Origin of the sequence: Pseudonocardia sp. UM4_GMWB1 (assembly GCF_017312155.1) — a bacterium.
GTDB classification, from domain to species: Bacteria; Actinomycetota; Actinomycetes; order Mycobacteriales; family Pseudonocardiaceae; genus Pseudonocardia; species Pseudonocardia alni.
On record NZ_QJPN01000001.1, the window covers coordinates 4583680 to 4603925 of the forward strand.

Consider the following 20246-nt stretch of genomic DNA (forward strand, 5'->3'; position numbering starts at 1 on the left):
CTGCGGGGGTGGCAGACACCGTCGACTCCCCCGAGCTCGTCCACCTGGCCGTCGAGGCCGGGATCGCGACGATCACCCTGGACTCCCCGCGCAACCGCAACGCACTCTCGGCGCAGCTGCGCCGGGAGCTGATCGCGCACCTCGACGCGGCGATCGCCGACGACGCGGTGCGGGTGATCCTGCTGACCCACACCGGCACGGTGTTCTGCGCGGGCATGGACCTCAAGGAGTCCCGCGGTGCGGGCGCCGAGCAGCAGGGCGTCACCGAGGTGCCGCGGATCCTGACGACGCTGTGGGACTCCCCCAAGCCGGTCGTCGCCCGGCTGTCGGGCCCGGCCCGCGCCGGTGGGGTCGGGATCGTGGCGGCGTGCGACATCGCCGTCGCCGCCGAGTCGGCCACCTTCGCCTTCTCCGAGGTCCGCATCGGGGTCGTGCCCGCGGTCATCTCGGTGACCGTGCTGCCCCGGTTGTCCGCCCGCGCCGCGCACGAGCTCTTCCTCACCGGAGAGACCTTCGACGCGCGGCGCGCGGCGGCCGTCGGGCTGATCAACAGCGCCGTTCCGGCGGAGGCCCTCGACGACGAGGTGGCCCGCTACACCGGCATGCTGCGCCTCGGTGCGCCCGGCGCCCTGGCCGGGGCGAAGGCGATGCTGCGCCGCGAGCGCCCGGCGACGATGTCCGAGGACTTCGCCGCGATGAACACGCTGTCCGCCTCGTACTTCGCCTCCGAGGAGGGGCAGGAGGGCATCCTGGCCTTCGGGGAGAAGCGGACGCCGTCCTGGGTACCGGAGGGCTGAGCCCCGCGCCCCGGCCCGGCTCGCCCCGGCCCAGGCCCGCTCCGGCTCGACCAGGCCCGGCTCGCCCCGCGACGGCCCGGCTCGCCACGGCCCGGGTCCATCCCGGCCCGGACAGCCGAGTGGCACACCGGGCACCTCGGACCCCCTCGGGCAGGTTCACGGCGTACCACTCGTCGGGGCGTGGTCCAGCGCCCTGCCGATCTCCGCGACGATGCGCCCGGGCTCGTCGCGCAGGTCGAACCGGGTGTAGCGGTAGATCCGCCACCCGGCGTCGACGAGGCGGGTCACCCTCGTGGCGTCGCGCAGGACCCGGTCGGGGCCGGTGTGGTCGGCGCCCTCGTACTCGATGCCGACGCGCGGCGCGGGATAGGCGAGATCGAGCCACACCGCGCGGCGCCGGGCGTCGTCGAGCACCGGGTGCTGGACCTCAGGTCGCGGCAGGCCGGCCCGGACCAGGAGCAACCTCAGCCGGGTCTCGGGCGGGGACATGGCGCGCCGGTCGGCGAGCCCCAGGACGCCGGGAACGCCGGCCACCCCGCGCAGCCCCCGGTAGCGGACCGCGAAGTTCAGCAGCAGGTCCGGAGCGAACCCGTGCCGGAACGCCAGCGCGTCCACCGCGACGACGGCGGCGGTCTCGTCGCGACCCCGGGCCAGGTCGAACGCGGTCCGCAGCGGCGTGGTGACCCGGACCCCGTCGCACCACCCGATCTCACCGGGGTGCAGCCGGTCGCGGCGCACGCGCACCCCGGCCGGGGCCCGGGCCCGGACCGGGAGCACCACGTCGACCGGCGCCCCGGCCGGCGCGCACGGTGCGCCGGACAGCTCAGCCGCGGCCCATCCCGCGATCACCCCGCGACCGCCGGACCAGCGGAACACCGCCCGGCACCGGTCGGCGTGTCCGAGCGGGACGAGGTGCCGGGCGGCCCAGGTGTCGGGCAGCACCCGGACGAACGCCGGGCCCTGCAGCCGTCGCGCCGTCACGAGGCCCGCGCCGACGGCGGCCGAGCCACGGAAGATGAGGGGCCACCCCGGCACGTCCACCGACGCAGGATCCGGGGACACCGCGCCGGGCGGGGCCGTTCGGCGTCGCCGGTGTGCGATCGCGAACCGGTCCGGTCGCCGGAGTGCGCCGAGTGGCACACCACGGACCCGGGACCGGCCCCGACGGGTCCACGGTGTGCCACTCGGCAAAGCGGGCCGGGCGGCCCGGAGAGCCTGGGGGGGTGTGCCGCGAGGGGGTCCTGCTGCGGCTCGGCGAAGGGGTTCCGCGGCGGCGGGGCGAGGTGCGGCGGTGGGGCGGTGGGGCGGGCCGCCGAGGGGCAGGGAGCCACCGGGCGCGCCTACCCTGGAGAGCATGAGCGTCCCCGTCGTCAGCACCGACCCGGGCGCGGCACCGGACCTGCTCGCCGGGCGGCGCCTCGTCGTCCTCACCGGGGCCGGGCTGTCCACCGACTCCGGCATCCCCGACTACCGCGGCCCGGGCTCACGACCGCGCAACCCGATGACCTACTCCGAGTTCGTGTCCGGGGAGCCCGCGCAGCGACGGTACTGGGCGCGCAGCCACGTCGGCTGGGCCCGGATGCGTCGCGCCGACCCCAACCCCGGACACCGCGCGCTGGCCGCACTGGGGGCGGCGGGCGTCGTCGACGGACTGATCACACAGAACGTCGACGGCCTGCACTCCGTGGCCGGCAGCCGCGGCGTGGTCGACCTGCACGGGCGCATCGACGAGGTCGTCTGCCTGGACTGCCGCCGCATCACCCCGCGCGACGCGCTGCAGGCCCGGCTCACCGCGCTCAACCCCGGCTTCACCGAGGCGCACAGCGCGCAGGTCGAGACGGCCCCCGACGGCGACGCCGCGGTGGAGATCACCGACGGCTTCCGGATCGCGCCGTGCGCGTCGTGCGGCGGGGTCCTCAAACCGCACGTCGTGTTCTTCGGGGAGAACGTGCCGAAGGACCGGGTGGCGCGCTGCTACGCGATGGTGGCCGCGCTGACCCCCGAGGACGGCGCGCTGCTCGTCGCCGGGTCCTCGCTCACCGTCATGTCGGGGCTGCGGTTCGTCCGGGCCGCGCACCGGGCGGAGGTGCCGGTCGTGATCGTCAACCGCGGGGCGACCCGGGGCGACGAACTCGCCGACCTGCGCGTCGACGCGGGCTGCTCGGAGGCGCTCGCCGCACTCGCGGCCCAGCCGGTCTGAGCGCTCAGGCCCCGCCGCCGCGACGCCCGCGGGGGGTGTCGAAGCGCCGGGTGGCCCGGTCGGCACCGATCGCGACCAGCGCGCACGCGGGCAGGACCACCACCGTCACGAACACGACCTGCACCACGAACGGCAGGCCGGTGAGCCACAGCTCGAACGCGTCCCAGCCGTCGATGATCGTGCGCACACTCCACACGGTAGTCCCCGGGCCCAGGCATTAGGTTCGGGGCCATGTTCGCTGTCTATGCGCAGGAGCCCAACGCCGACGCTCCCCTCGACTCCCTCGTCGTGGGCGAGCGGCCCGCCCCGGAGGTCCCCGACGGCTGGGTCTCCGTCAACGTCTCCGCCGCCAGCCTCAACATGCACGACCTGTGGACGCTGCGCGGGGTCGGCATCAAGCCCGACCAGTTCCCCATGATCCTCGGCTGCGACGGCGCCGGGACCCTCGACGACGGCACCGAGGTCGTCCTCTACCCGATCATCGGCGACCCTGACTGGCGCGGCGACGAGACGCTCGACCCGAAGCGCACCCTGCTCACCGAGCGCCACCAGGGCACGATGGCCGACACGGTGATCGTCCCGGCGCGCAACGCGGTCCCCGCCCCGAAGGGCCTCACCCCCGGCCAGGGCGCCGTCCTGGGCACCGCCTGGCTGACCGCGTACCGGATGCTGTTCACCAAGTCGGGCCTGCAGCCGGGCCAGACGGTGCTCGTCCAGGGCGCCTCCGGCGGCGTCTCGACGGCGCTGGTCCAGCTGGGCCGCGCCGCGGGCTTCCAGGTGTGGGTCACCGGCCGCGACGAGGAGAAGCGCGCACTGGCCGAGCGGCTCGGCGCGCACGCCACGTTCGAGTCCGGGGCGAGGCTGCCGGGCAAGGTCGACGCCGTCATGGAGTCGGTCGGCGAGGCCACCTGGAAGCACTCCATGCGGGCGCTGCGTCCCGGTGGCCGCATCGTCGTCTGCGGCTCCACCTCGGGCCCGAACCCGCCCGCGGACCTGCAGCGGCTGTTCTTCCTCCAGCTCGAGGTGGTCGGCGCGACCATGGGGACGCGGCAGGAGCTCGCGGATCTCATGAACTTCGTGGCGACGGCCGGGATCGCGCCGGAGATCGGGACAGAACTGCCGATGGACTCCGCGAAGGAGGCGTTCGAGGCGATGGCCGCGGGGCGCACGGCGGGGAAGATCGTCCTGACCCGCTAGGGCGTTACGTGATCCGGGTGTGATGCAGTCGTGATGTCGTTGGTGAACGTCAAGCGGTCTACGTAATCGCTGGTCGTCGGCCTGTCGGTCATCGCTGCGTGACGACCGCCCGGCGCTCGGGGGACGTTTGCCCAGGACAGGGTCGGATTTCGCCCGTTCGGCAAGTACAGTGCGTCATCGTGACCGAGCCTTTCAGTCGACGGGCGTCGGGGACTGCCACCATGGCTGCCCCGACGCCTGGAGCCGCGGGTGTCGTCGAGTTCCTGGACCGGGTCGACCACGCCGTGGCCACAGCCCTGTCCACCAACCCGTCCTCGACGGACGTCAGCCGTGACGGCTGGCGGGTCCTGTTGATGCTCGCCCGCGGCACCGGCCGCAGCATGGGCGAGGTCGCGGGACACACGTCGCTGCCCGCCCCCACGGCCACCCGGATCGTGGACCGCCTCGTCGAGAAGAAGCTGGCCTACCGGTCGGCCGACCCGCTCGACCGGCGCCGCGTGCTGGTGCACCTGTCGGCCGAGGGCCGGACGGTCGTCGAGTCCGTCTGCCAGCGGGTGCAGCGCATCCTGTCGCCGCGCCGTGCCCCCGCCGCCCGGCCCGCGTCGTGCGACGGGCCGATCCCCGGCCCCCGGGCGGGCTCGGTCATGTAGACCGCCCCCGCGCTCCCCCGCCCCCCACCACGTACACGTCGGGCCCGACCCCCAGCCGGGAGTCGGGCCCGCTTCGCGTCCGGGGGGCTACTTCTTGGGCTTCTCGGTGGCCGTCCCGCCACCGGTGGACAGCGCGGCGACGAAGGCCTCCTGCGGGACCTCGACGCGGCCGATCGTCTTCATCCGCTTCTTGCCCTCCTTCTGCTTCTCCAGCAGCTTGCGCTTGCGGGAGATGTCGCCGCCGTAGCACTTGGCGAGGACGTCCTTGCGGATCGCGCGGATCGTCTCGCGGGCGATGATCCGGGCGCCGACGGCGGCCTGGATCGGCACCTCGAACTGCTGGCGCGGGATGAGCTCGCGCAGCTTGGTCGCCATCGAGGTGCCGTAGGAGTACGCCGACTCCTTGTGCACGATCGCGGAGAACGCGTCGACGGCCTCGCCCTGCAGCAGGATGTCGACCTTCACCAGGTCGGCCACTTGCTCGCCGGCCTCCTCGTAGTCGAGGCTGGCGTAGCCGCGCGTGCGGGACTTCAGGTTGTCGAAGAAGTCGAAGATGATCTCGCCGAGCGGCATCGTGTAGCGCAGCTCGACGCGGGTCTCGGACAGGTAGTCCATCCCACCGAGCTGGCCGCGCCGGCTCTGGCAGAGCTCCATGATGGTGCCGACGAACTCCGACGGCGCCAGGATGGTGATCTTGGTGATCGGCTCGCGGACCTCGGCGACCTTGCCCACCGGCCAGTCGCTGGGGTTGGTCACCTCGATCTCCTCGCCGTCGTCGGTGGTGACCTGGTAGACGACGTTGGGTGCGGTGGAGATCAGGTCGAGGTCGAACTCGCGCTCGAGCCGCTCGCGGGTGATCTCCAGGTGCAGCAGGCCGAGGAAGCCGCAGCGGAAGCCGAAGCCCAGCGCGGCCGAGGTCTCGGGCTCGTAGGTGAGCGCGGCGTCGTTGAGCTGCAGCTTGTCCAACGCCTCGCGCAGGTCGGGGTACTGCGACCCGTCGATCGGATAGAGCCCGGAGTAGACCATCGGCTGCGGCTCGCGGTAGCCGGTCAGTGGCGCGGTGGCCCCGTTGCGCTTGGACGTGACGGTGTCGCCGACCTTGGACTGACGGACGTCCTTCACCCCGGTGATGAGGTAGCCGACCTCGCCGACCCCCAGGCCGGCGGACGGCTTGGGCTCCGGGGAGACGATGCCGATCTCGAGCAGCTCGTGCTCGGCACCGGTGGACATCATCTTGATCTTCTCGCGCGGGGAGAGCTTCCCGTCGACGACCCGGATGTAGGTGACGACGCCGCGGTAGGTGTCGTAGACCGAGTCGAAGATCATCGCGCGGGCGGGGGCGTCGGCGTCGCCGACCGGGGCGGGGACCTGCGCGATGACGGCGTCGAGCACCGCCTCCACGCCCTCACCGGTCTTGGCGCTGCACCGCAGCACGTCCTCCGGCTCGCAGCCGGTGATGTGCGCGATCTCCGCGGCGTAGCGCTCCGGGTCCGCGGCGGGCAGGTCGATCTTGTTCAGGACCGGGATGATGTGCAGGTCCTTCTCCATGGCCAGGTACAGGTTGGCCAGGGTCTGCGCCTCGATCCCCTGCGCGGCGTCGACCAGCAGGATCGCGCCCTCGCACGCCTCGAGCGCCCGGGAGACCTCGTAGGTGAAGTCGACGTGGCCGGGGGTGTCGATCAGGTGCAGGACGTGCTCGGTCTCGACGCCGTCGGCGTTCTTCGCGGTCCACGGCAGTCGGACGTTCTGCGCCTTGATCGTGATGCCGCGCTCGCGCTCGATGTCCATCCGGTCCAGGTACTGGGCCCGGGCGTCACGCGCGCTGAGCACCCCGGTGACCTGCAGCATCCGGTCGGCCAGGGTGGACTTCCCGTGGTCGATGTGGGCGATGATGCAGAAGTTCCGGATGCGCTCCGGCGGGGTGAACGTGCGGTCGGCGTACGTCGTCACTCGGCTGTACTCGGCTTTCGCTCATGCGTGGGGCTTCGGGCACTTCGGGTGCTCAGGGCACTCGGGGCTCGGGGCACTGGGTCCCATCGTCCCATGTCGGGCCGGGCGACCGCCGTGGTGGCACCGCAGATCGTCACACGCCGTTCACGCGACGCGTCCCGGCGTTGCCGCCCGCCCGCCGATCGCGCACGATCGAACGGGTACGCCACCCCCACCCGGAGGAGTCACCGTGTCGGTCACCCCCGTCCCCCCGCTCGACCGACTGGGCGCCGCCCGCGTCGTACTGGCCCGCAAGAAGAAGCTGGGCCTCACCTGGGACAAGATCGCCGAGGCGTTGGGCCACCCGGTCGAGTGGTCCACCTCGGCCCTGCTCGGACAGCAGACGCTGACCCGCGAGCAGGCCGAGACCGCGGGTTCGCTGCTCGACCTGGACCCCGACGTCGTCGACGCGCTCACCCTCCCGCCGGTCCGCGGCGCGGCCGCGGTGGACCTCACCGACCCACTGGTCTACCGGCTCTCGGAGATGGTCCAGGTGTACGGAACGACGATCTCGGAGCTGGTCCGTGAGGAGTTCGGCGACGGCATTGTCTCGGCCATCGACTTCGAGCTGGACCTGCAGCGGGTGCCCGACCCCAAGGGCGACCGGGCCGTGATCACCCTCAACGGGAAGTTCCTGCCCTACCGCGTCTGGTGACCCGGCACAGGGCGCGACGACACCGCTGGTAACCTTGTGCGTCGAGCGCTCGGCGTGCTCGCCCGAAACGGCCTGGACCCTCTCTCCAGTGATGCTGTTCGGTGCCGCCGGAGCGGACCCGGACGAGAACACTCACCAGCCGACCAGCAGGCAGGAAGACCAGAGGCAGACGTGGCCAACATCAAGTCGCAGATCAAGCGAGTCAAGACCAACGAGAAGCGCCGGCAGCGCAACAAGTCGGTGAAGTCGTCGGTCAAGACCGCGATCCGCCACTTCCGCGAGGCCGCCGACTCCGGCGCCGACAACGTCGTGGAGCTGCAGCGCAAGGCGGCCAAGGCCCTCGACAAGGCGGCCGGCAAGGGCGTCATCCACCGGAACCAGGCGGCCAACCGCAAGTCGGCCCTGGCCAAGCGTCTCAACGACGTCCAGGCCTGAGCCACCCCGGTTCTTCCGACGACGGCGCCGCCCCACCCGGGCGGCGCCGTCGTCGTCTTTCCGGACCCCGGGCGGCCCGGCACGGCCGGTGTCCCCGGGGCCGAGCGGGGCGGCACCGTCGCCGCTCCCGGGGCCGCGGGGCGGCACCGTTGTCGCTCCCGGGTCCCGCGGGGCGGCGCTGTCGAGCGCTCGGGGGTCCGGCCGGGTCAGCGCGGGGTGCGCGCGGACACGACGGCCAGCACGGCCCGCTCCAATGCGTACCCCGCGTCCGCGGCGACGCCCTTGACGTCGGCGTTCACCCGCGCCGTCGCCGCGATGGCAACGGCGAGCTGCTCCGGGCGCCACTGCCGGACCGTCTGCTGCGCCTTGCGGATCTTCCAGGGCGGCATGCCCAGCTCCCCGGCCAGCCGGTTCGGGTCGCCCCGCCCGGCCGAGCCGACCTTGGCCAGGGTGCGCACCGAGTCCGCGAGCGCGTCGGCGATCAGCACGTGCGGGACACCGAGCACCAGCGCCCACCGCAGCGCCTCCATCGCCGCCCGCCGGTCCCCCGCGACCGCCGCGTCGGCCACCGCGAAGCCCGAGGACTCGGCCCGGCCGCGGTGGTAGCGCCGCACCCCGGCCTCCTCCACGGCGCCGCCGGTGTCCGCGACGAGCTGCCCGGCCGCGGCCGCCAGCTCCCGCAGGTCCGACCCGACCGCCTCGACCAGCACCGCGAGCGCCCCGGGCGTGATCGTGCCGCCGTGGCGGCGGACCTCGTCGCGCACGAAGTCCGACCGCTCGTCGGCGCGGGTGATGCGGTTGCAGGTGACGGTGTGCGCCCCGGCCTTGCGCATCAGGTCCAGGACCGCCTTGCCCTTCGCTCCCCCGGCGTGCTGGACCACGAGCACGATCCCGTCGGCCGGGTCCTTCACGTAGTCGGCGATGGCGGCGGTCATGTCCTTGTTCGCGTCCTGACCGTGGGTGAGCACGATCACCCTGCCCTCCGCGAAGAGCGAGGGGCTGAGGTGCCCGGCGAGCTCGCCGGGTGCCACCTCGGAGGTGCGGAAGCGGCGCAGCTCGGTCTCCGGATCGCGCTGCCGGGCGCGTCGGACCAGGTCGGACACCGCCCGCTCGGCCAGGAACTCGTCGTCCCCGACGACCAGCTGCAGCGGGCCCGGTTCGCTCGTGCTGCTCACACCCCCATGGTGGCCCACACCTCCGACAACGGGTGAGTCGCGTCCCGACCGGAGAACGTCGCCTGGCGGTGGGGTGTCCCGCTCGCGTACGGTCGTCGTCGATTCCGGCGCCCGGCGTCCGGAGCACCACAACCGCATATGGCTCATCCAGAGGGGCAGAGGGAACGGCCCGTTGAAGCCCCGGCAACCGGCGTCGCACGACGATCCGCCCAGACCTGCGCATTCCGCGTGGCGAGGACGTCGACGAACACGGTGCCAATTCCGGCCCGCCACATCCGGCGGGACAGATGAGGAGATCTCGTGACTCTCACTGCTGCGCCCGAAACCACCTCCGCCTACGACCTCGGCTCCGCGCGCGCTCTCGCGTGCCGCGAGTGCCGCCACGAGATCCCGCTCGCCGCGGAGTTCGCGTGCCCGCGCTGTTTCGGCCCCCTCGAAGTCGCCTACGAGTTCCCGACGGTCACCCGCGCCTCCATCGAGGCCGGGCCGAAGTCGATCTGGCGCTACAAGGACCTGCTGCCGGTCCCGTCGACCGTCGAGCAGCATGCGAACACCGAGCCCGGCCTGACCCGGCTGATCGAGGCCGACAACCTGGCCCGCGCGCTCGGCGTCCGCAAGATCTGGATCAAGGACGACACGGGCAACCCGACGCACTCGTTCAAGGACCGCGTCGTCGCCGTCGCACTCGCCGCCGCCCGTGAGCTCGGCTTCTCGGTGCTGTGCTGCCCCTCGACGGGCAACCTGGCCAACGCCGTCGCCGCCGCGGCCGCCCGTGCCGGCTGGGACTCGGTCGTGCTGATCCCGTCCTCGCTGGAGCAGGCGAAGATCGTCACCACCGCCGTCTACGGCGGCACCCTGCTCGCCGTCGACGGCAACTACGACGACGTCAACCGGCTCGCCACCGAGCTGGCCGCCGAGCACGAGGACTGGGCGTTCGTGAACGTCAACGTCCGGCCGTACTACGCCGAGGGCTCGAAGACCCTGGGCTACGAGGTCGCCGAGCAGCTCGGCTGGCGGCTCCCGCAGCAGGTCGTGGTCCCGGTGGCGTCCGGCTCCCAGCTCACCAAGATCGACAAGGGGTTCACCGAGCTCGGCACCCTGGGTCTGGTCGAGCCCACCCCGTACACCGTGTTCGGCGCCCAGGCCACCGGCTGCTCACCGGTCGCGCGGGCCTTCGAGGCCGGCCACGACGTGATCCAGCCGCAGAAGCCGGACACCATCGCGCGCTCGCTGGCGATCGGGAACCCGGCCGACGGTCCGTACGTCCTCGACTCGGTGCGCCGTACCGGCGGCTCGGTGGGGCACGTGTCCGACGAGGAGGTCGTCGCCGGCATTCGGCTCCTGGCCCGCACCGAGGGCGTGTTCGCCGAGACCGCGGGCGGGGTCACCATCGCGACCACCAGGAAGCTGCTCGAGGCCGGGGCACTCGACCCCGACGCCGAGACCGTCCTCATGATCACCGGAGACGGCCTCAAGACCCTCGACGCCGTCTCCGGCGAGGTCGGCCCGACGGCGACCGTGCCGTCGACGTCCGCCGCGGTCCGCGAGGCGCTGGCGAACCGAGGCTGACCGGCCCCGCCAGCCGGGCGCCGGACGGGGGTCGCCCCGCGCGACCACCGTCAGCCCGGCCGGGTCGTCGCCGGTCAGGGCCAGGTCGCCGGACCGGTCGGTGCGTGCGACGACGATCCCCGCCCCGGCGAGCCGGTCCACCAGCTCCGCGTTGGGGTGCCGGTAGCTGTTGCCGTTTCCGACGCTGATCACCGCCGCCCGCGGCGCGACGGCCGTGATCAGCCGCGGGACCACCTTGCGGGACCCGTGGTGGGGCATCTTCAGCACGTCCGCCCGCAGGTCGGCCCCGGAGTCGAGCAGGTCGTCCTGGGCGACCAGCTCGGCGTCGCCGGTCAGCAGGATCGTCGCGGCCGGGGTGGTCGCGCGCAGCAGCAGCGAGATGTCGTTGACCGCCGTCCCGTCGCTGCCGTCGACCGTCAGGGGCGGGTGGACCGGACCGAGGACCTGCAGGCGCAGCTCCGGCCAGCCCAGCGCCATCCCGCGCGCGAGCCCCACCACCGGGGCACCGGCCTCCTCGGCACGCCGGGTGATGTCACGCAGCCCGGACGCCGGCTCCCGTACCGGCCCGACGGCGATGCCGCCCGCGGCGCGGCCACGCAGCGCGCCGGCGAGTCCGCCGTCGTGGTCGGCGTGGAAATGGGTGATCACCACGAGCTCCAGGACCCGGACGCCGAGCCGGTCCAGGCAGGTGTCGACGGCGTCGTCGGTCGGCCCGGTGTCGACCAGGACGGCGTGCCCGGGGGTACCGGTGGCGAGGACGAGCGCGTCGCCCTGACCGACGTCGCAGGCCACCATCCGCCACCCGGCGGGCGGCCATCCGGGCGGCGCGAACCGGGTCGGGACGAGGACGACGAGCAGCCCGACCAGCAGGGCCAGCAACAGCGCCCGCAGCCGGGGCACCCGGCCCATCGCCAGTAGCACGACCAGCACCCCGGTGAGCAGCAGCGCGCCGCCCGCCCCCGCGGGCCACGGCACGGTGGCACCGGGCACCGCGGCGGCCCGGTCCCCGACCACCACCAGCCACCACACGAACGGTCCCGCCAGCCAGGCGCAGCACCATGCGGCGGCCGGGCTCACCGCGGACAGCACCGCACCGAGCACGCCCAGCACCGTCGCGGGGGCGACGGCGGGCGCCGCGAGCAGGTTCGCCACCACGGTGACCAGCCCGACTCCCCCGTTGAGCCCGGCGATCACCGGCGCGGTGGCCAGGGCCGCGGCGACCGGGACGACCAGTGCCTCGGCCGGTCCGGACGGCAGCCCGCGCCGTCGCAACGCCGCCGTCCAGCCCGGGCCGAGCAGGACCAGTGCACCGGTGGCGACGACGGAGAGCACGAACCCGGCGTCGACGGCCAGGTCGGGGGCGGCCAGCAGCAGGCCGAGCACGGCCACCGCCAGCGCGGGCACCGCCGACCGGGCGCGGCCGGCCGCGAACGCGATCAGCACCACCCCGCCCATGACCGCCGCCCGCAGTACCGACGGTGACGGCCGGGCCAGCACGACGAACCCGACCAGGGCCAGCATCGCGGCCGCGGCCGCGATCCGCGGGTCGGTCCGGAACAGGCGCAGGAGGAGCAGCACCGCCCCGGTGATGATCGCGACGTTGGCCCCGGAGACGGCGGTGAGATGCGCGAGCCCGGCGGTGCGGAAGTCCTGCTCGGTCTCGGCGAGCTGGGCGCGGGTGTCCCCGATCGCGAGCCCGGGCAGCAGTCCCGCGGGTGCCTCGGGCAGCGCGGAGACCGCCGCGTCGCGCAGGCCGTCGCGCAGCGCCCCGGCCCCGGTCTGCCACCAGGGCGGCGCGGTCACGTCCTGCGGCGCACCCCGGACCTTCAGCACGGCGATCGTGAGGTCGGGGCGCTGTGCGGGCATGAGCAGCCCGGCGGCGGAGACCTCCTGGCCGGGGAGCAGCCCGGTCCAGCTCGCCGCCGGGGCCAGGAGCAGGAGCTTCCCGCCGGTGGTCGCCCGGTCCCCGCCGACGGTGGCTGTGACGAGCTCGGTGGGTACCAGCGCCATCGCCCGGGCGGCGCCGGACTCGTCGCCGCCGCCGGTGGTGCTGCGCAGGAGCCGGGGGTCGTCGGTGAGCCGGACGCGGACCTCGGCGGCGGCACCGCGGTCGGCGGGTGCCCGCAGCGGGTGCGACGCCAGCGCGGCCGCGTGGACGGTGACCAGGACGGCCGCGACGAGGGCGCACCCGGCCGCGGCGAGCACGATCGACGACGGTGCCGCGGCACGGGCGCTGGTCCGGGCGCGGAGCAGCGCGACCGGCAGGGCGAGCGCCGCGAGGACGGCGGCGGTGATCCCACCCGTGGTGCCGCCGAGCAGCCCGGCGAGGACGGCGGCCCACGTGGCGAGCGCGGCGGGGACGAGGCGCAGGTCGGGTGGGGCGGGACGCTCGGCCGGCTCGTCGAGCTCGTCGTCGAGCTCCCCGTGGACCGCATCCGCCCGGCGGGCTCCGGCGCGGGTCACACCCGCACCAGTTCCTGGAGCTGGGCGAAGCGGCGCTCGCCGATGCCGTCGATCTCCCGCAGCTGCTCGACCCGGCTGAAGCGCCCGTTGGCATTGCGCCAGTCGATGATCTTCTTCGCGGTGACCGGGCCGACGCCGGGCAGGGCGTCGAGGTCGGACGCGGTCGCGGTGTTCAGGTCGATCTTCCCGCCGGGGGCGCCGGGCGGGGCGGGGGCGGCGGCCGCGCCCGGTTCGGTGCCCGACGCGGGCTCGGAGCCCGGGGCGGGCAGGACCGGGGCGGCGTCGGCGGCCGGTGGGACGCCGACCGCGATCTGTTCGCCGTCCCCGAGCCGCCGCGCCAGGTTGAGCACGCTGAGGTCGACCTCGGGCAGCGGGCCCCCCGCGGCGTCGAGGGCGTCGGCGACGCGCGACCCGTCGGGCACCCGGACGAGGCCGGGCCGGACGACCCGCCCGACGACGCTGACGACGAGCGGCCCCGCCGTGACCGGGGCCGCCGCGACGGGTGCCGGTGCGCCCGCGTCCGCCGACCGGTCCGTCTCCCCGGCCGCCGCCCCGCCGGGCACCGCCGTCACCTCGGGGAGGCCGCCGACGGGCTGCACGGTGGGGCGGTCGAGCCACACACCCGCCCCGGCGACGAGCGCACCGACGAGCACCACCGCCACCAGCGCGAGCGCACCGGGGCGGCCCGGGTCGACCCGCGCCCCGGCCAGCGACGACGGCAGCCACCGCTGGGCCCGGCGGCGCAGCCAGGAGGGGCGTCCGCCGTGCGGGCCGTCGTCGGCGAGAGTCTCCTCGGGCGGGGCGGGGTCGTCCCGGGCCAGCAGGGCCAGGGGGTGGCCGGCGTCGGGGTCGGCGGTCCACACCGGCCTCGCGCCCTGAGGGTCGGCGGGCCACTCCGGTCCCGCACCGTGCGAGGCGTCGGGGTCGGCGTGCCGAACAGGTGTCGCACGGTGCGGGGTGTCGCGTCGGGAGGCGGACGGCATCGGACCCGGCGGAACGGCACCGCTGACATCGTGCGGCGGGAGTGGCCCGGGTGCGGGCGGTCGTCCGGGGCGTGACCCGGCCGGACCGGGAGGCACCGGCAGCGCGGGCAACGGGACCGTCGGGGGTTCGAGCCGGTCCGCGACCGTGTCCGGCCGCCCGCGCCTCCCGATCCCGGCGAGCCGCCGGGCCGGGTCGAGGGCGGTGTCGGTCCTGGTCACGCATCCGACGCTAGGTCCGTGACACCTGTTCCGACCGGCCGGTGTCCGGCCTGTGGACGGATCCGTCGCTTGGGGACAGACGGCATCCCGTGGGCCGTCACGGTGCCGAATCGTCGGCGGTCCGTGCTACACACCGGCGGGGCCCGTCGGCCCGTGGCAGGGCGGCCGGAGCCGGCCCCCCCTCGACGAGGCGGTCAGCCCGCCGGCACCACCACGACCCCCACCAGCCCCGGTCCCGCGTGCGCCCCGATCACCGCGCCGACCTCGGAGACGTGCATCCCGGCGGCGTCGGGCAGCTGTTCGCGCAGCCGATCGGCGATGTCCTCGGCCCGGTCCTCGGCACCGAGGTGGTGCACGGCGACGTGCGCCCCCGGGCCCGCCGCGGAGACCGCGAGCGCGACGAGCCGTTCGGTCGCGCGCGAGGTCGTCCGCACCTTCTCCAGCGGCGCGATCCGGCCGTCGCGCAGGTGCAGGATCGGCTTGACCGACAGGGCCGTGCCCACCAGCGCGGACGCGGCACCGATCCGCCCGCCACGGCGCAGCCGTTCCAGGTCCTGCACCGCGAACAGGACCCGTGCCCGTGCGGCGACGGCACCGGCCACGGCCTCGACCTCCTCCGGGGCCTCACCTGCCCCGGCGGCGTCGGCGGCGGCCAGCACGGCGAAGCCCAGACCCATCGCGATGGCGCCGGAGTCGACGACCCGGATCCGGTCCGGGGCGACCTCCTGTGCGGCGAGCCGGGCCGCGTCCCAGGTGCCGGACAGCTCCCGGGACAGGTGCACGGCCACGACGGCGGGGGCGCCGTCGTCGAGCAGGGCGGTGAAGCGCTCGGCGAACGCGGCCGGGGTCGGGCGCGAGGTCTGCACCAGCAGGGTCCGGTCGGCGAGGGCGGTGATCAGCTCGGCGGCGGAGACGTCGACACCGTCCCGGGCGGTGCGCTCGCCGAGCCGCACCTCCAGCGGGACGACGTGGATGCCCCGCCGTTCCGCGACGCCGGGCGGCAGGTGGGCGGTGGAGTCGGTGACCACGGCGACCGGCGAGGGGGGCACGGCCGGACCCTATCCACCCGTCGGGCGGAACAGCGGTGCCAGTGCCCGCTGCGCGGCGAGGTAGCGGCCGTGCGCGTCGTCGAGGCGGCCGCGGGTGCGCGGGTCGGGGGTGAACTCCCGGTCGACCCGCACCATGCGCCCGGCGAGCTCGTCGACCGAGGCGGCGTCGCCGGTCGCGAGCGCGGCGAGCATCGCGGCACCGAGCACCCCGGCGTCGCGCTCGGCGGTGCGGCGCAGCGGCCGGTCCAGCACGTCGGCCTTGATCTGGCACCAGAGGTCGCTCGCCGCACCGCCGCCGCAGGCGGCGATCGTGTCGGCGCGACGTCCGGCGGCGGCCTCCAGCGGCCCCAGGACGTGCCGGGCGGCGTGCGCGACGCCCTCCAGCACGGCGCGGCCCAGCTCGGCGGGCCCGGTGGCGAAGCCCGCGCCGAGCCAGTGCCCTCGCAGGTCCGGGTCCCACAGCGGGGCCCGTTCCCCGGCGAGTTGGGGCAGGAACAGGACCTGGCCCGGGTCGGCGCCGGCGGCGCGGTCCAGCAGCTCGCCCGGTGCGACGCCGAGCACCGCGGACGCCCAGGTCAGGGCGTCGCCGCCGGCCTGGGTGGGCCCGGCGTGCACGTGCAGCCCGCGCCACGACGGGAACGTGACGATGCCCGGGGCGCTGCCGCCGGGCGTCGCGGCGAGGGCCAGGACCTCCGAGGTGCCCGCGATGTCGATCGCGTCTCCGGGGGCGGCGATCCCGCCGCCGAGCAGCGCCGCCCAGGCGTCCATCGTCCCGACGGCGACGGGCAGCCCGGCCGGGAGCCCGCCCGCGCCGGTGGTCTCCCCCGCGACCGACGCCGGGTCGGCCAAGGGCGCCGGCATCGCGCGCAGCCCGGGGACGAGCAGGTCGAGCCAGTCCGGGTACCGGCCGTCGGGGGCGAGGAGACCGGTCGAGGACAACGGGTCGGCCACGGCGGTGCCGGTGAGCCGCTCGAGCAGCCAGTCCTTGGGGGCGAGCAGCCTCCGTGCGCGGGCCCACGCGTCGGGCCGGTGCGCGGCGAGCCAGGCGGCGCGGGCGGCCGCGTGCGAGGCGTCGACGGTGCCCAGCCCGCCCCGGACCCGGGCCCGGTCGGCGGGGGTGAGCCGCCCGGTCAGTGCCGCCGCGACCGGGCCGCACCGGCCGTCCTGCCAGGTGATCGCCGGGTGGACGGGGGCACCGCCGTCGTCGACGAACAGATGGGTGTTGACCTGGGCGCACACCCCGACCGCCGTCACCCCGGCCAGTGCCGGGCCGAGCGCGCCGACCACCTCGATGAGCCCGGACCACCAGTCGTGCGGGTCCTGTTCGGCGTGCCCGGGTGCGGGCCGCGCGGTGGGGTGGGCGGCCCGGGCCGCGGCGACCCGGGCGCCGTCGCCGGTGAACACCGCGGCCTTGACCGAGGTGGTGCCCAGGTCGATGCCGAGCAGGGTCACGGCCGGTCCCCCACGGTCGCGAGGAGCCCGGCCAGCGCCTCCCCGACGGCGGCGTGTCCCGCCCAGCCCCAGTGCAGCCCGTCGGGGTTGCCGTGTCCACCGAGGACGTGCTCGCCGACCAGGGCGGGCACGTCGAGCACCGTCACCGCCGGGGCGCCGGCCGCCCAGCGGTGGATCGCGGCGTCGGTGGCGGCGCGGTGCGGGTGGGCCAGGCCGTAGTCGGCGGCGCGGTGCACCGACGGTGCCAGCGCCACCACCGGCAGCCCGGGGCGCAGCGCGTGCACCCCGGCGCGGCAGCGTTCCAGGTAGGCGGCGGTGAGGCGGGGCGGCAGGGTCGCCGGTCCACCGCCGGGCAGCCGCGCCAGTGCCGGGGCCAGCCGCGGCTGGGCGCGCCGGTAGGCGGTGCGAGCGGCGTGGCGCAGCGGGGCGGGGCGCAGCACCGGGATCAGCTCGCGCAGCGCGGTCGGCAGCGGGGACGGCAGCGAGTCCATCCCGGACACCCCGAGCACGACCGCTCCGACCCGCGGCAGCGCCGCCCACACCCGCGGGTCCCCGGTGATCGCCGACCAGGCGTGCCGGGCGGTCCACCCGGCACGCGCGACGATCTCGGCGCGGCCCCCGAGCCGGGCGGCGGCGATGTTGGGCCACAGCCTGGGCTCGTCGGCCGGGCAGGGCCGCTCGGGTCCGTGGAAGGCCAGCGAGTCCCCGACGACCAGCAGGTCAGGCACCGATGTTGTACCCCGACAGGCGCCAGCGGGGATGGTCGTCACGACGGGCGACGACGGCCCAGCGGGTGTTGCCCAGCCCGCCGATCACCGGCCAGGACGACTGCGGCAGGTCGAGCAGCCCGCACACCATCCCGGCGATCATCCCGCCGTGCGCGACGAGCAGCACGGAGCGCTCCTCCGGGTCGGCGGCGTACTCGAGGTCCAGCTCCTCGACGACCGGCAGCGACCGGACGACGACGTCGACCCGGGACTCCCCACCGGGCGGGGTGAACCGCGGGTCGGACCGCCACTCGGCGATCGCGCCCGGGTCGTCGGCACCGATCTCGGCGATGGTGCGCCCCTGCCAGTCCCCGAGGTGGGTCTCCCGCAGCCGCTTGTCCACCGACAGCGGCAGCCCGACGGCCCCGGCCACGGCGGTCGCGGTGTCGTGGGCACGGGTCAGGTCCGAGGTGATGATCCGGTCGAACCGCTCCTGCGCGAGCCGCGGCGCGACGGCCGCGGCCTGCGCGCGCCCGGCGTCGGTCAGCCGGGTGTCCAGGTGCCCCTGCATCCGGCCGACGGAGTTGTACTCGGTCTGCCCGTGCCGCAGCAGGGTGACCCGGCGCAGCGTCATGCAGTGCCGTCCGGGGCGCCCTGGGGGTCGGGCACCTCGATCGCCGGGCAGTCCTTCCAGAGCCGGTCCAGGCCGTAGAAGCCGCGCTGCTCGGTGTGCATGACGTGCACGACGATGTCGTTGAAGTCCAGCAGGACCCAGCCGTTGTCCTTGTCGCCCTCGCGCCGGGTCGGCTTGCTGCCGCGCTCGCGCAGCTTCTCCTCGACCTCGTCGACGATGGCCTGGACCTGACGCTCGTTGGCCGCCGACGCCAGCACGAAGCAGTCGGTCAGCGCGAGCTGGTCGGACACGTCGAGCGCGACGATGTCGACGGCCTTCTTGTCGGCCGCGGCGGCCGCGGCCACCTTCGCCAGCTCGACCGCCTCCGGTGATGCCGTCACCACACTCTTCCCTTCACGACCACGATTGACCTCGACAGTGTGTCAGCCGGGCACCGGGGGCTTGGGCGGCGGGCACCGGGCGGGATAGGTTTCCGCCTCACGGTGGAACGTCGAAGGAGACTCCCCATGCCCCTGGCGCCCGATCTCGAGGGCACGCAGTGCGAACCGGTCAGCTTCGCGTGGGCACGGGACGACGTGCTCCTCTACGCGGTCGCCGTCGGCGCGGGGGGTGAGGACCCCACCGCCGAGCTGTCGCTGACCACGGAGAACACCGGGGGCGTGCGGACGGCGGTGCTGCCGTCGTTCGCAGAGATCGTCACAGCGGGCGCGAAGGTCGACCTCGGTGACGTGGACGCCTCGCGCGTCGTGCACGCCGAGCAGGCGTTCCGGGTGGTCGGCCCGCTGCCGGTGGAGGGGCGGGTCCGGGTGACCGCGACGGTCACCGAGGTGCTCGACAAGGGGTCCGGGGCGCTGGTGCGCACCGAGGCCGAGGCCGTCGACGCCGGCACCGGCGAGCCGGTGCTGACCAGCACGAAGACGTTGTTCCTCGGCGGCGAGGGCGGCTTCGGCGGCACCCGCGGTGACAGCGCGCCGAGCCCCGTCCCCGACCGCGCACCCGACCACGAGGTGGCCTACCGGACCACGCCCGGCCAGGCCCTGCTGTACCGGCTGACCGGGGACCGCAACCCGCTGCACAGCGACCCGCAGTTCGCCGCGAAGGGCGGTTTCGACCGGCCGATCCTGCACGGCATGTGCACGTACGGGTTCACCACGCGTGCGCTGGTCGCGACCGTCTGCGACGGCGACGCCCGTCGCCTCGTCGCGATGGACGCCCGGTTCACCCGGCCGGTCGTACCCGGGCAGTCCCTGACCGTCTCCGTGTGGGACACCGGCGACGGCACGGTCGCGTTCCGGACCGCCGTCGACGGCGAGGTGGTGCTGGACCGCGGCACTGCGGAGGTCACGGCGGCGGCCCCGTCCGCCTGAGCGATCAGGACGCCGCCGCGGTGACCCGCGGCGGCGCCGGGTCCCCCGGGTAGTCCTGACCTCCCCGATAGGCGAGGGCGCACAGCGCGTCGAGTGCCGCGAGCTGCGGGTAGGTCCGGTCCGGGTCGCCCCGGTGCGGCCACCGGTGGTCCAGGTGGCGGAAGGTCACGGCGCGGTGCCGCGTGGTGGCCAGGAAGCGCGGGTTGTCCCGCACGAAGCGGGCGTAGGCGTGCCGGAGCGCGGGGTGGCGGCCCAGCTCGGTGCGGACGAACCGGTCGATGTCGGCGCCGATCTCGTGGACGTACTCCCCGCAGGGGGCGACGACGAACGGCACCACCCACGCCTCGTGCACGCAGAGCAGGTCGCGCACGGCGCGCTGGCGGTGCCCGGCGTTCTCGCTGCGCGACATCCACGCGGCGACGACGGCGCGGCGGCGCGTGCCCATCCGGGCGAGCACGGCCGACGACGGCCAGGGGAACGACGTCCGGAACGGGATGTGGACCGGGTCGCCGTCGACGTGCACGTCGTGGTCGGCGACGCCGCCGCCGGAGTCCTGCACGAGCTGCGCCGACACCGCGCCCCACGGGGCGAGGGTGTGCATCGCGGCGTGGGCGTCCCGGCGGACGGGCTGCGGCACCGCGCGGAGCAGCAGACCGGCCACCGTCGGGGTGGGGACCTCGATCACGAGGATCACCGTAGCCCGAT

At 75.2% G+C, this 20246-nt stretch carries 19 protein-coding genes, 1 pseudogene and 1 riboswitch; of the genes and pseudogenes, 8 read left to right on the forward strand and 12 right to left on the reverse strand.

Going from position 1 to position 20246, the window contains the following annotated elements:
* Positions 1–8: 8 nt before the first annotated feature.
* Positions 9–797 (forward strand): enoyl-CoA hydratase-related protein, encoded by a 789-nt coding sequence (locus DMP15_RS21385; RefSeq protein ID WP_337826362.1) that lies wholly within the window; start codon positions 9–11, stop codon positions 795–797.
* Between the two features lie 156 nt (positions 798–953).
* On the opposite strand, the gene DMP15_RS21390 is transcribed toward DMP15_RS21385, so the two are convergent.
* Positions 954–1838, reverse strand: coding sequence for an endonuclease domain-containing protein (locus tag DMP15_RS21390; RefSeq protein ID WP_073578013.1), 885 nt, complete (start codon positions 1836–1838; stop codon positions 954–956).
* A gap of 313 nt (positions 1839–2151) precedes the next feature.
* On the opposite strand from DMP15_RS21390, the gene DMP15_RS21395 reads away from it, so the two are divergent.
* Entirely contained in the window at positions 2152–2997 is an 846-nt protein-coding gene (locus tag DMP15_RS21395) for an NAD-dependent protein deacetylase (protein WP_073578014.1), read from the forward strand.
* Positions 2998–3001: 4 nt separating this feature from the next.
* On the opposite strand, the gene DMP15_RS21400 is transcribed toward DMP15_RS21395, so the two are convergent.
* Positions 3002–3184 carry a hypothetical protein gene (locus DMP15_RS21400; protein WP_337826363.1) on the reverse strand — a complete coding sequence of 61 codons (183 nt, stop codon included), beginning with the start codon at positions 3182–3184 and terminating at the stop codon, positions 3002–3004.
* A gap of 44 nt (positions 3185–3228) precedes the next feature.
* On the opposite strand from DMP15_RS21400, the gene DMP15_RS21405 reads away from it, so the two are divergent.
* Both DMP15_RS21405 and DMP15_RS21410 read left to right on the forward strand, forming a co-directional pair.
* Positions 3229–4194, forward strand: coding sequence for a zinc-binding dehydrogenase (locus DMP15_RS21405; protein WP_337826364.1), 966 nt, complete (start codon positions 3229–3231; stop codon positions 4192–4194).
* Positions 4195–4415: 221 nt separating this feature from the next.
* Positions 4416–4844 (forward strand): MarR family winged helix-turn-helix transcriptional regulator, encoded by a 429-nt coding sequence (locus DMP15_RS21410; RefSeq protein ID WP_073578016.1) that lies wholly within the window; start codon positions 4416–4418, stop codon positions 4842–4844.
* 87 nt (positions 4845–4931) lie between these two features.
* On the opposite strand, the gene lepA is transcribed toward DMP15_RS21410, so the two are convergent.
* The gene (gene lepA / locus DMP15_RS21415) at positions 4932–6794 is read right to left on the reverse strand and encodes a translation elongation factor 4 (RefSeq protein ID WP_337826365.1); all 1863 of its coding nucleotides are present in this window, start codon (positions 6792–6794) and stop codon (positions 4932–4934) included.
* Between the two features lie 229 nt (positions 6795–7023).
* Between lepA and cynS the strand changes: the two genes are divergently transcribed.
* A complete protein-coding gene (gene cynS, locus DMP15_RS21420) occupies positions 7024–7488 on the forward strand; it encodes a cyanase (protein ID WP_253068178.1) in 465 nt (154 codons plus the stop codon).
* 171 nt (positions 7489–7659) lie between these two features.
* The gene (rpsT, locus tag DMP15_RS21425) at positions 7660–7923 is read left to right on the forward strand and encodes a 30S ribosomal protein S20 (RefSeq protein ID WP_062401442.1); all 264 of its coding nucleotides are present in this window, start codon (positions 7660–7662) and stop codon (positions 7921–7923) included.
* A 206-nt stretch (positions 7924–8129) separates the two neighbouring features.
* Here the strand turns inward: rpsT and holA are convergent, their stop codons facing one another.
* Positions 8130–9098, reverse strand: coding sequence for a DNA polymerase III subunit delta (gene holA / locus DMP15_RS21430; protein WP_337826366.1), 969 nt, complete (start codon positions 9096–9098; stop codon positions 8130–8132).
* 140 nt (positions 9099–9238) lie between these two features.
* A riboswitch (SAM riboswitch) is annotated at positions 9239–9392 on the forward strand.
* Between the two features lie 6 nt (positions 9393–9398).
* Between holA and thrC the strand changes: the two genes are divergently transcribed.
* Positions 9399–10667 (forward strand): threonine synthase, encoded by a 1269-nt coding sequence (thrC, locus tag DMP15_RS21435; RefSeq protein WP_073578019.1) that lies wholly within the window; start codon positions 9399–9401, stop codon positions 10665–10667.
* Between the two features lie 240 nt (positions 10668–10907).
* Here the strand turns inward: thrC and DMP15_RS21440 are convergent.
* From DMP15_RS21440 to rsfS, 7 genes and pseudogenes are all read right to left on the reverse strand, one after another.
* Positions 10908–12677 (reverse strand): annotated as a pseudogene (locus tag DMP15_RS21440) (ComEC/Rec2 family competence protein); the annotation flags it as partial.
* Between the two features lie 449 nt (positions 12678–13126).
* Positions 13127–13993, reverse strand: coding sequence for a helix-hairpin-helix domain-containing protein (locus tag DMP15_RS21445; protein ID WP_083659058.1), 867 nt, complete (start codon positions 13991–13993; stop codon positions 13127–13129).
* Positions 13994–14526: 533 nt separating this feature from the next.
* Positions 14527–15381 (reverse strand): DegV family protein, encoded by an 855-nt coding sequence (locus DMP15_RS21450; RefSeq protein ID WP_161152801.1) that lies wholly within the window; start codon positions 15379–15381, stop codon positions 14527–14529.
* Positions 15382–15390: 9 nt separating this feature from the next.
* Positions 15391–16833, reverse strand: coding sequence for a xylulokinase (locus tag DMP15_RS21455; RefSeq protein WP_073578022.1), 1443 nt, complete (start codon positions 16831–16833; stop codon positions 15391–15393).
* Positions 16830–17561 (reverse strand): diglucosylglycerate octanoyltransferase, encoded by a 732-nt coding sequence (gene octT, locus DMP15_RS21460; RefSeq protein ID WP_073578023.1) that lies wholly within the window; start codon positions 17559–17561, stop codon positions 16830–16832. Before octT ends, DMP15_RS21455 begins: the two co-directional genes overlap by 4 nt.
* Positions 17554–18174 carry a histidine phosphatase family protein gene (locus tag DMP15_RS21465; protein ID WP_073578024.1) on the reverse strand — a complete coding sequence of 207 codons (621 nt, stop codon included), beginning with the start codon at positions 18172–18174 and terminating at the stop codon, positions 17554–17556. The genes octT and DMP15_RS21465 overlap by 8 nt, the downstream gene beginning before the upstream one ends.
* The gene (rsfS, locus tag DMP15_RS21470) at positions 18171–18554 is read right to left on the reverse strand and encodes a ribosome silencing factor (RefSeq protein ID WP_073578246.1); all 384 of its coding nucleotides are present in this window, start codon (positions 18552–18554) and stop codon (positions 18171–18173) included. The genes DMP15_RS21465 and rsfS overlap by 4 nt, the downstream gene beginning before the upstream one ends.
* 126 nt (positions 18555–18680) lie before the next feature.
* On the opposite strand from rsfS, the gene DMP15_RS21475 reads away from it, so the two are divergent.
* Positions 18681–19541: a MaoC family dehydratase gene (locus DMP15_RS21475; RefSeq protein ID WP_073578025.1), complete on the forward strand. Its 861-nt coding sequence runs from the start codon at positions 18681–18683 to the stop codon at positions 19539–19541.
* 4 nt (positions 19542–19545) lie between these two features.
* Here the strand turns inward: DMP15_RS21475 and DMP15_RS21480 are convergent, their stop codons facing one another.
* A complete protein-coding gene (locus DMP15_RS21480) occupies positions 19546–20226 on the reverse strand; it encodes a hypothetical protein (RefSeq protein WP_337826367.1) in 681 nt (226 codons plus the stop codon).
* Positions 20227–20246 lie beyond the last annotated feature (20 nt).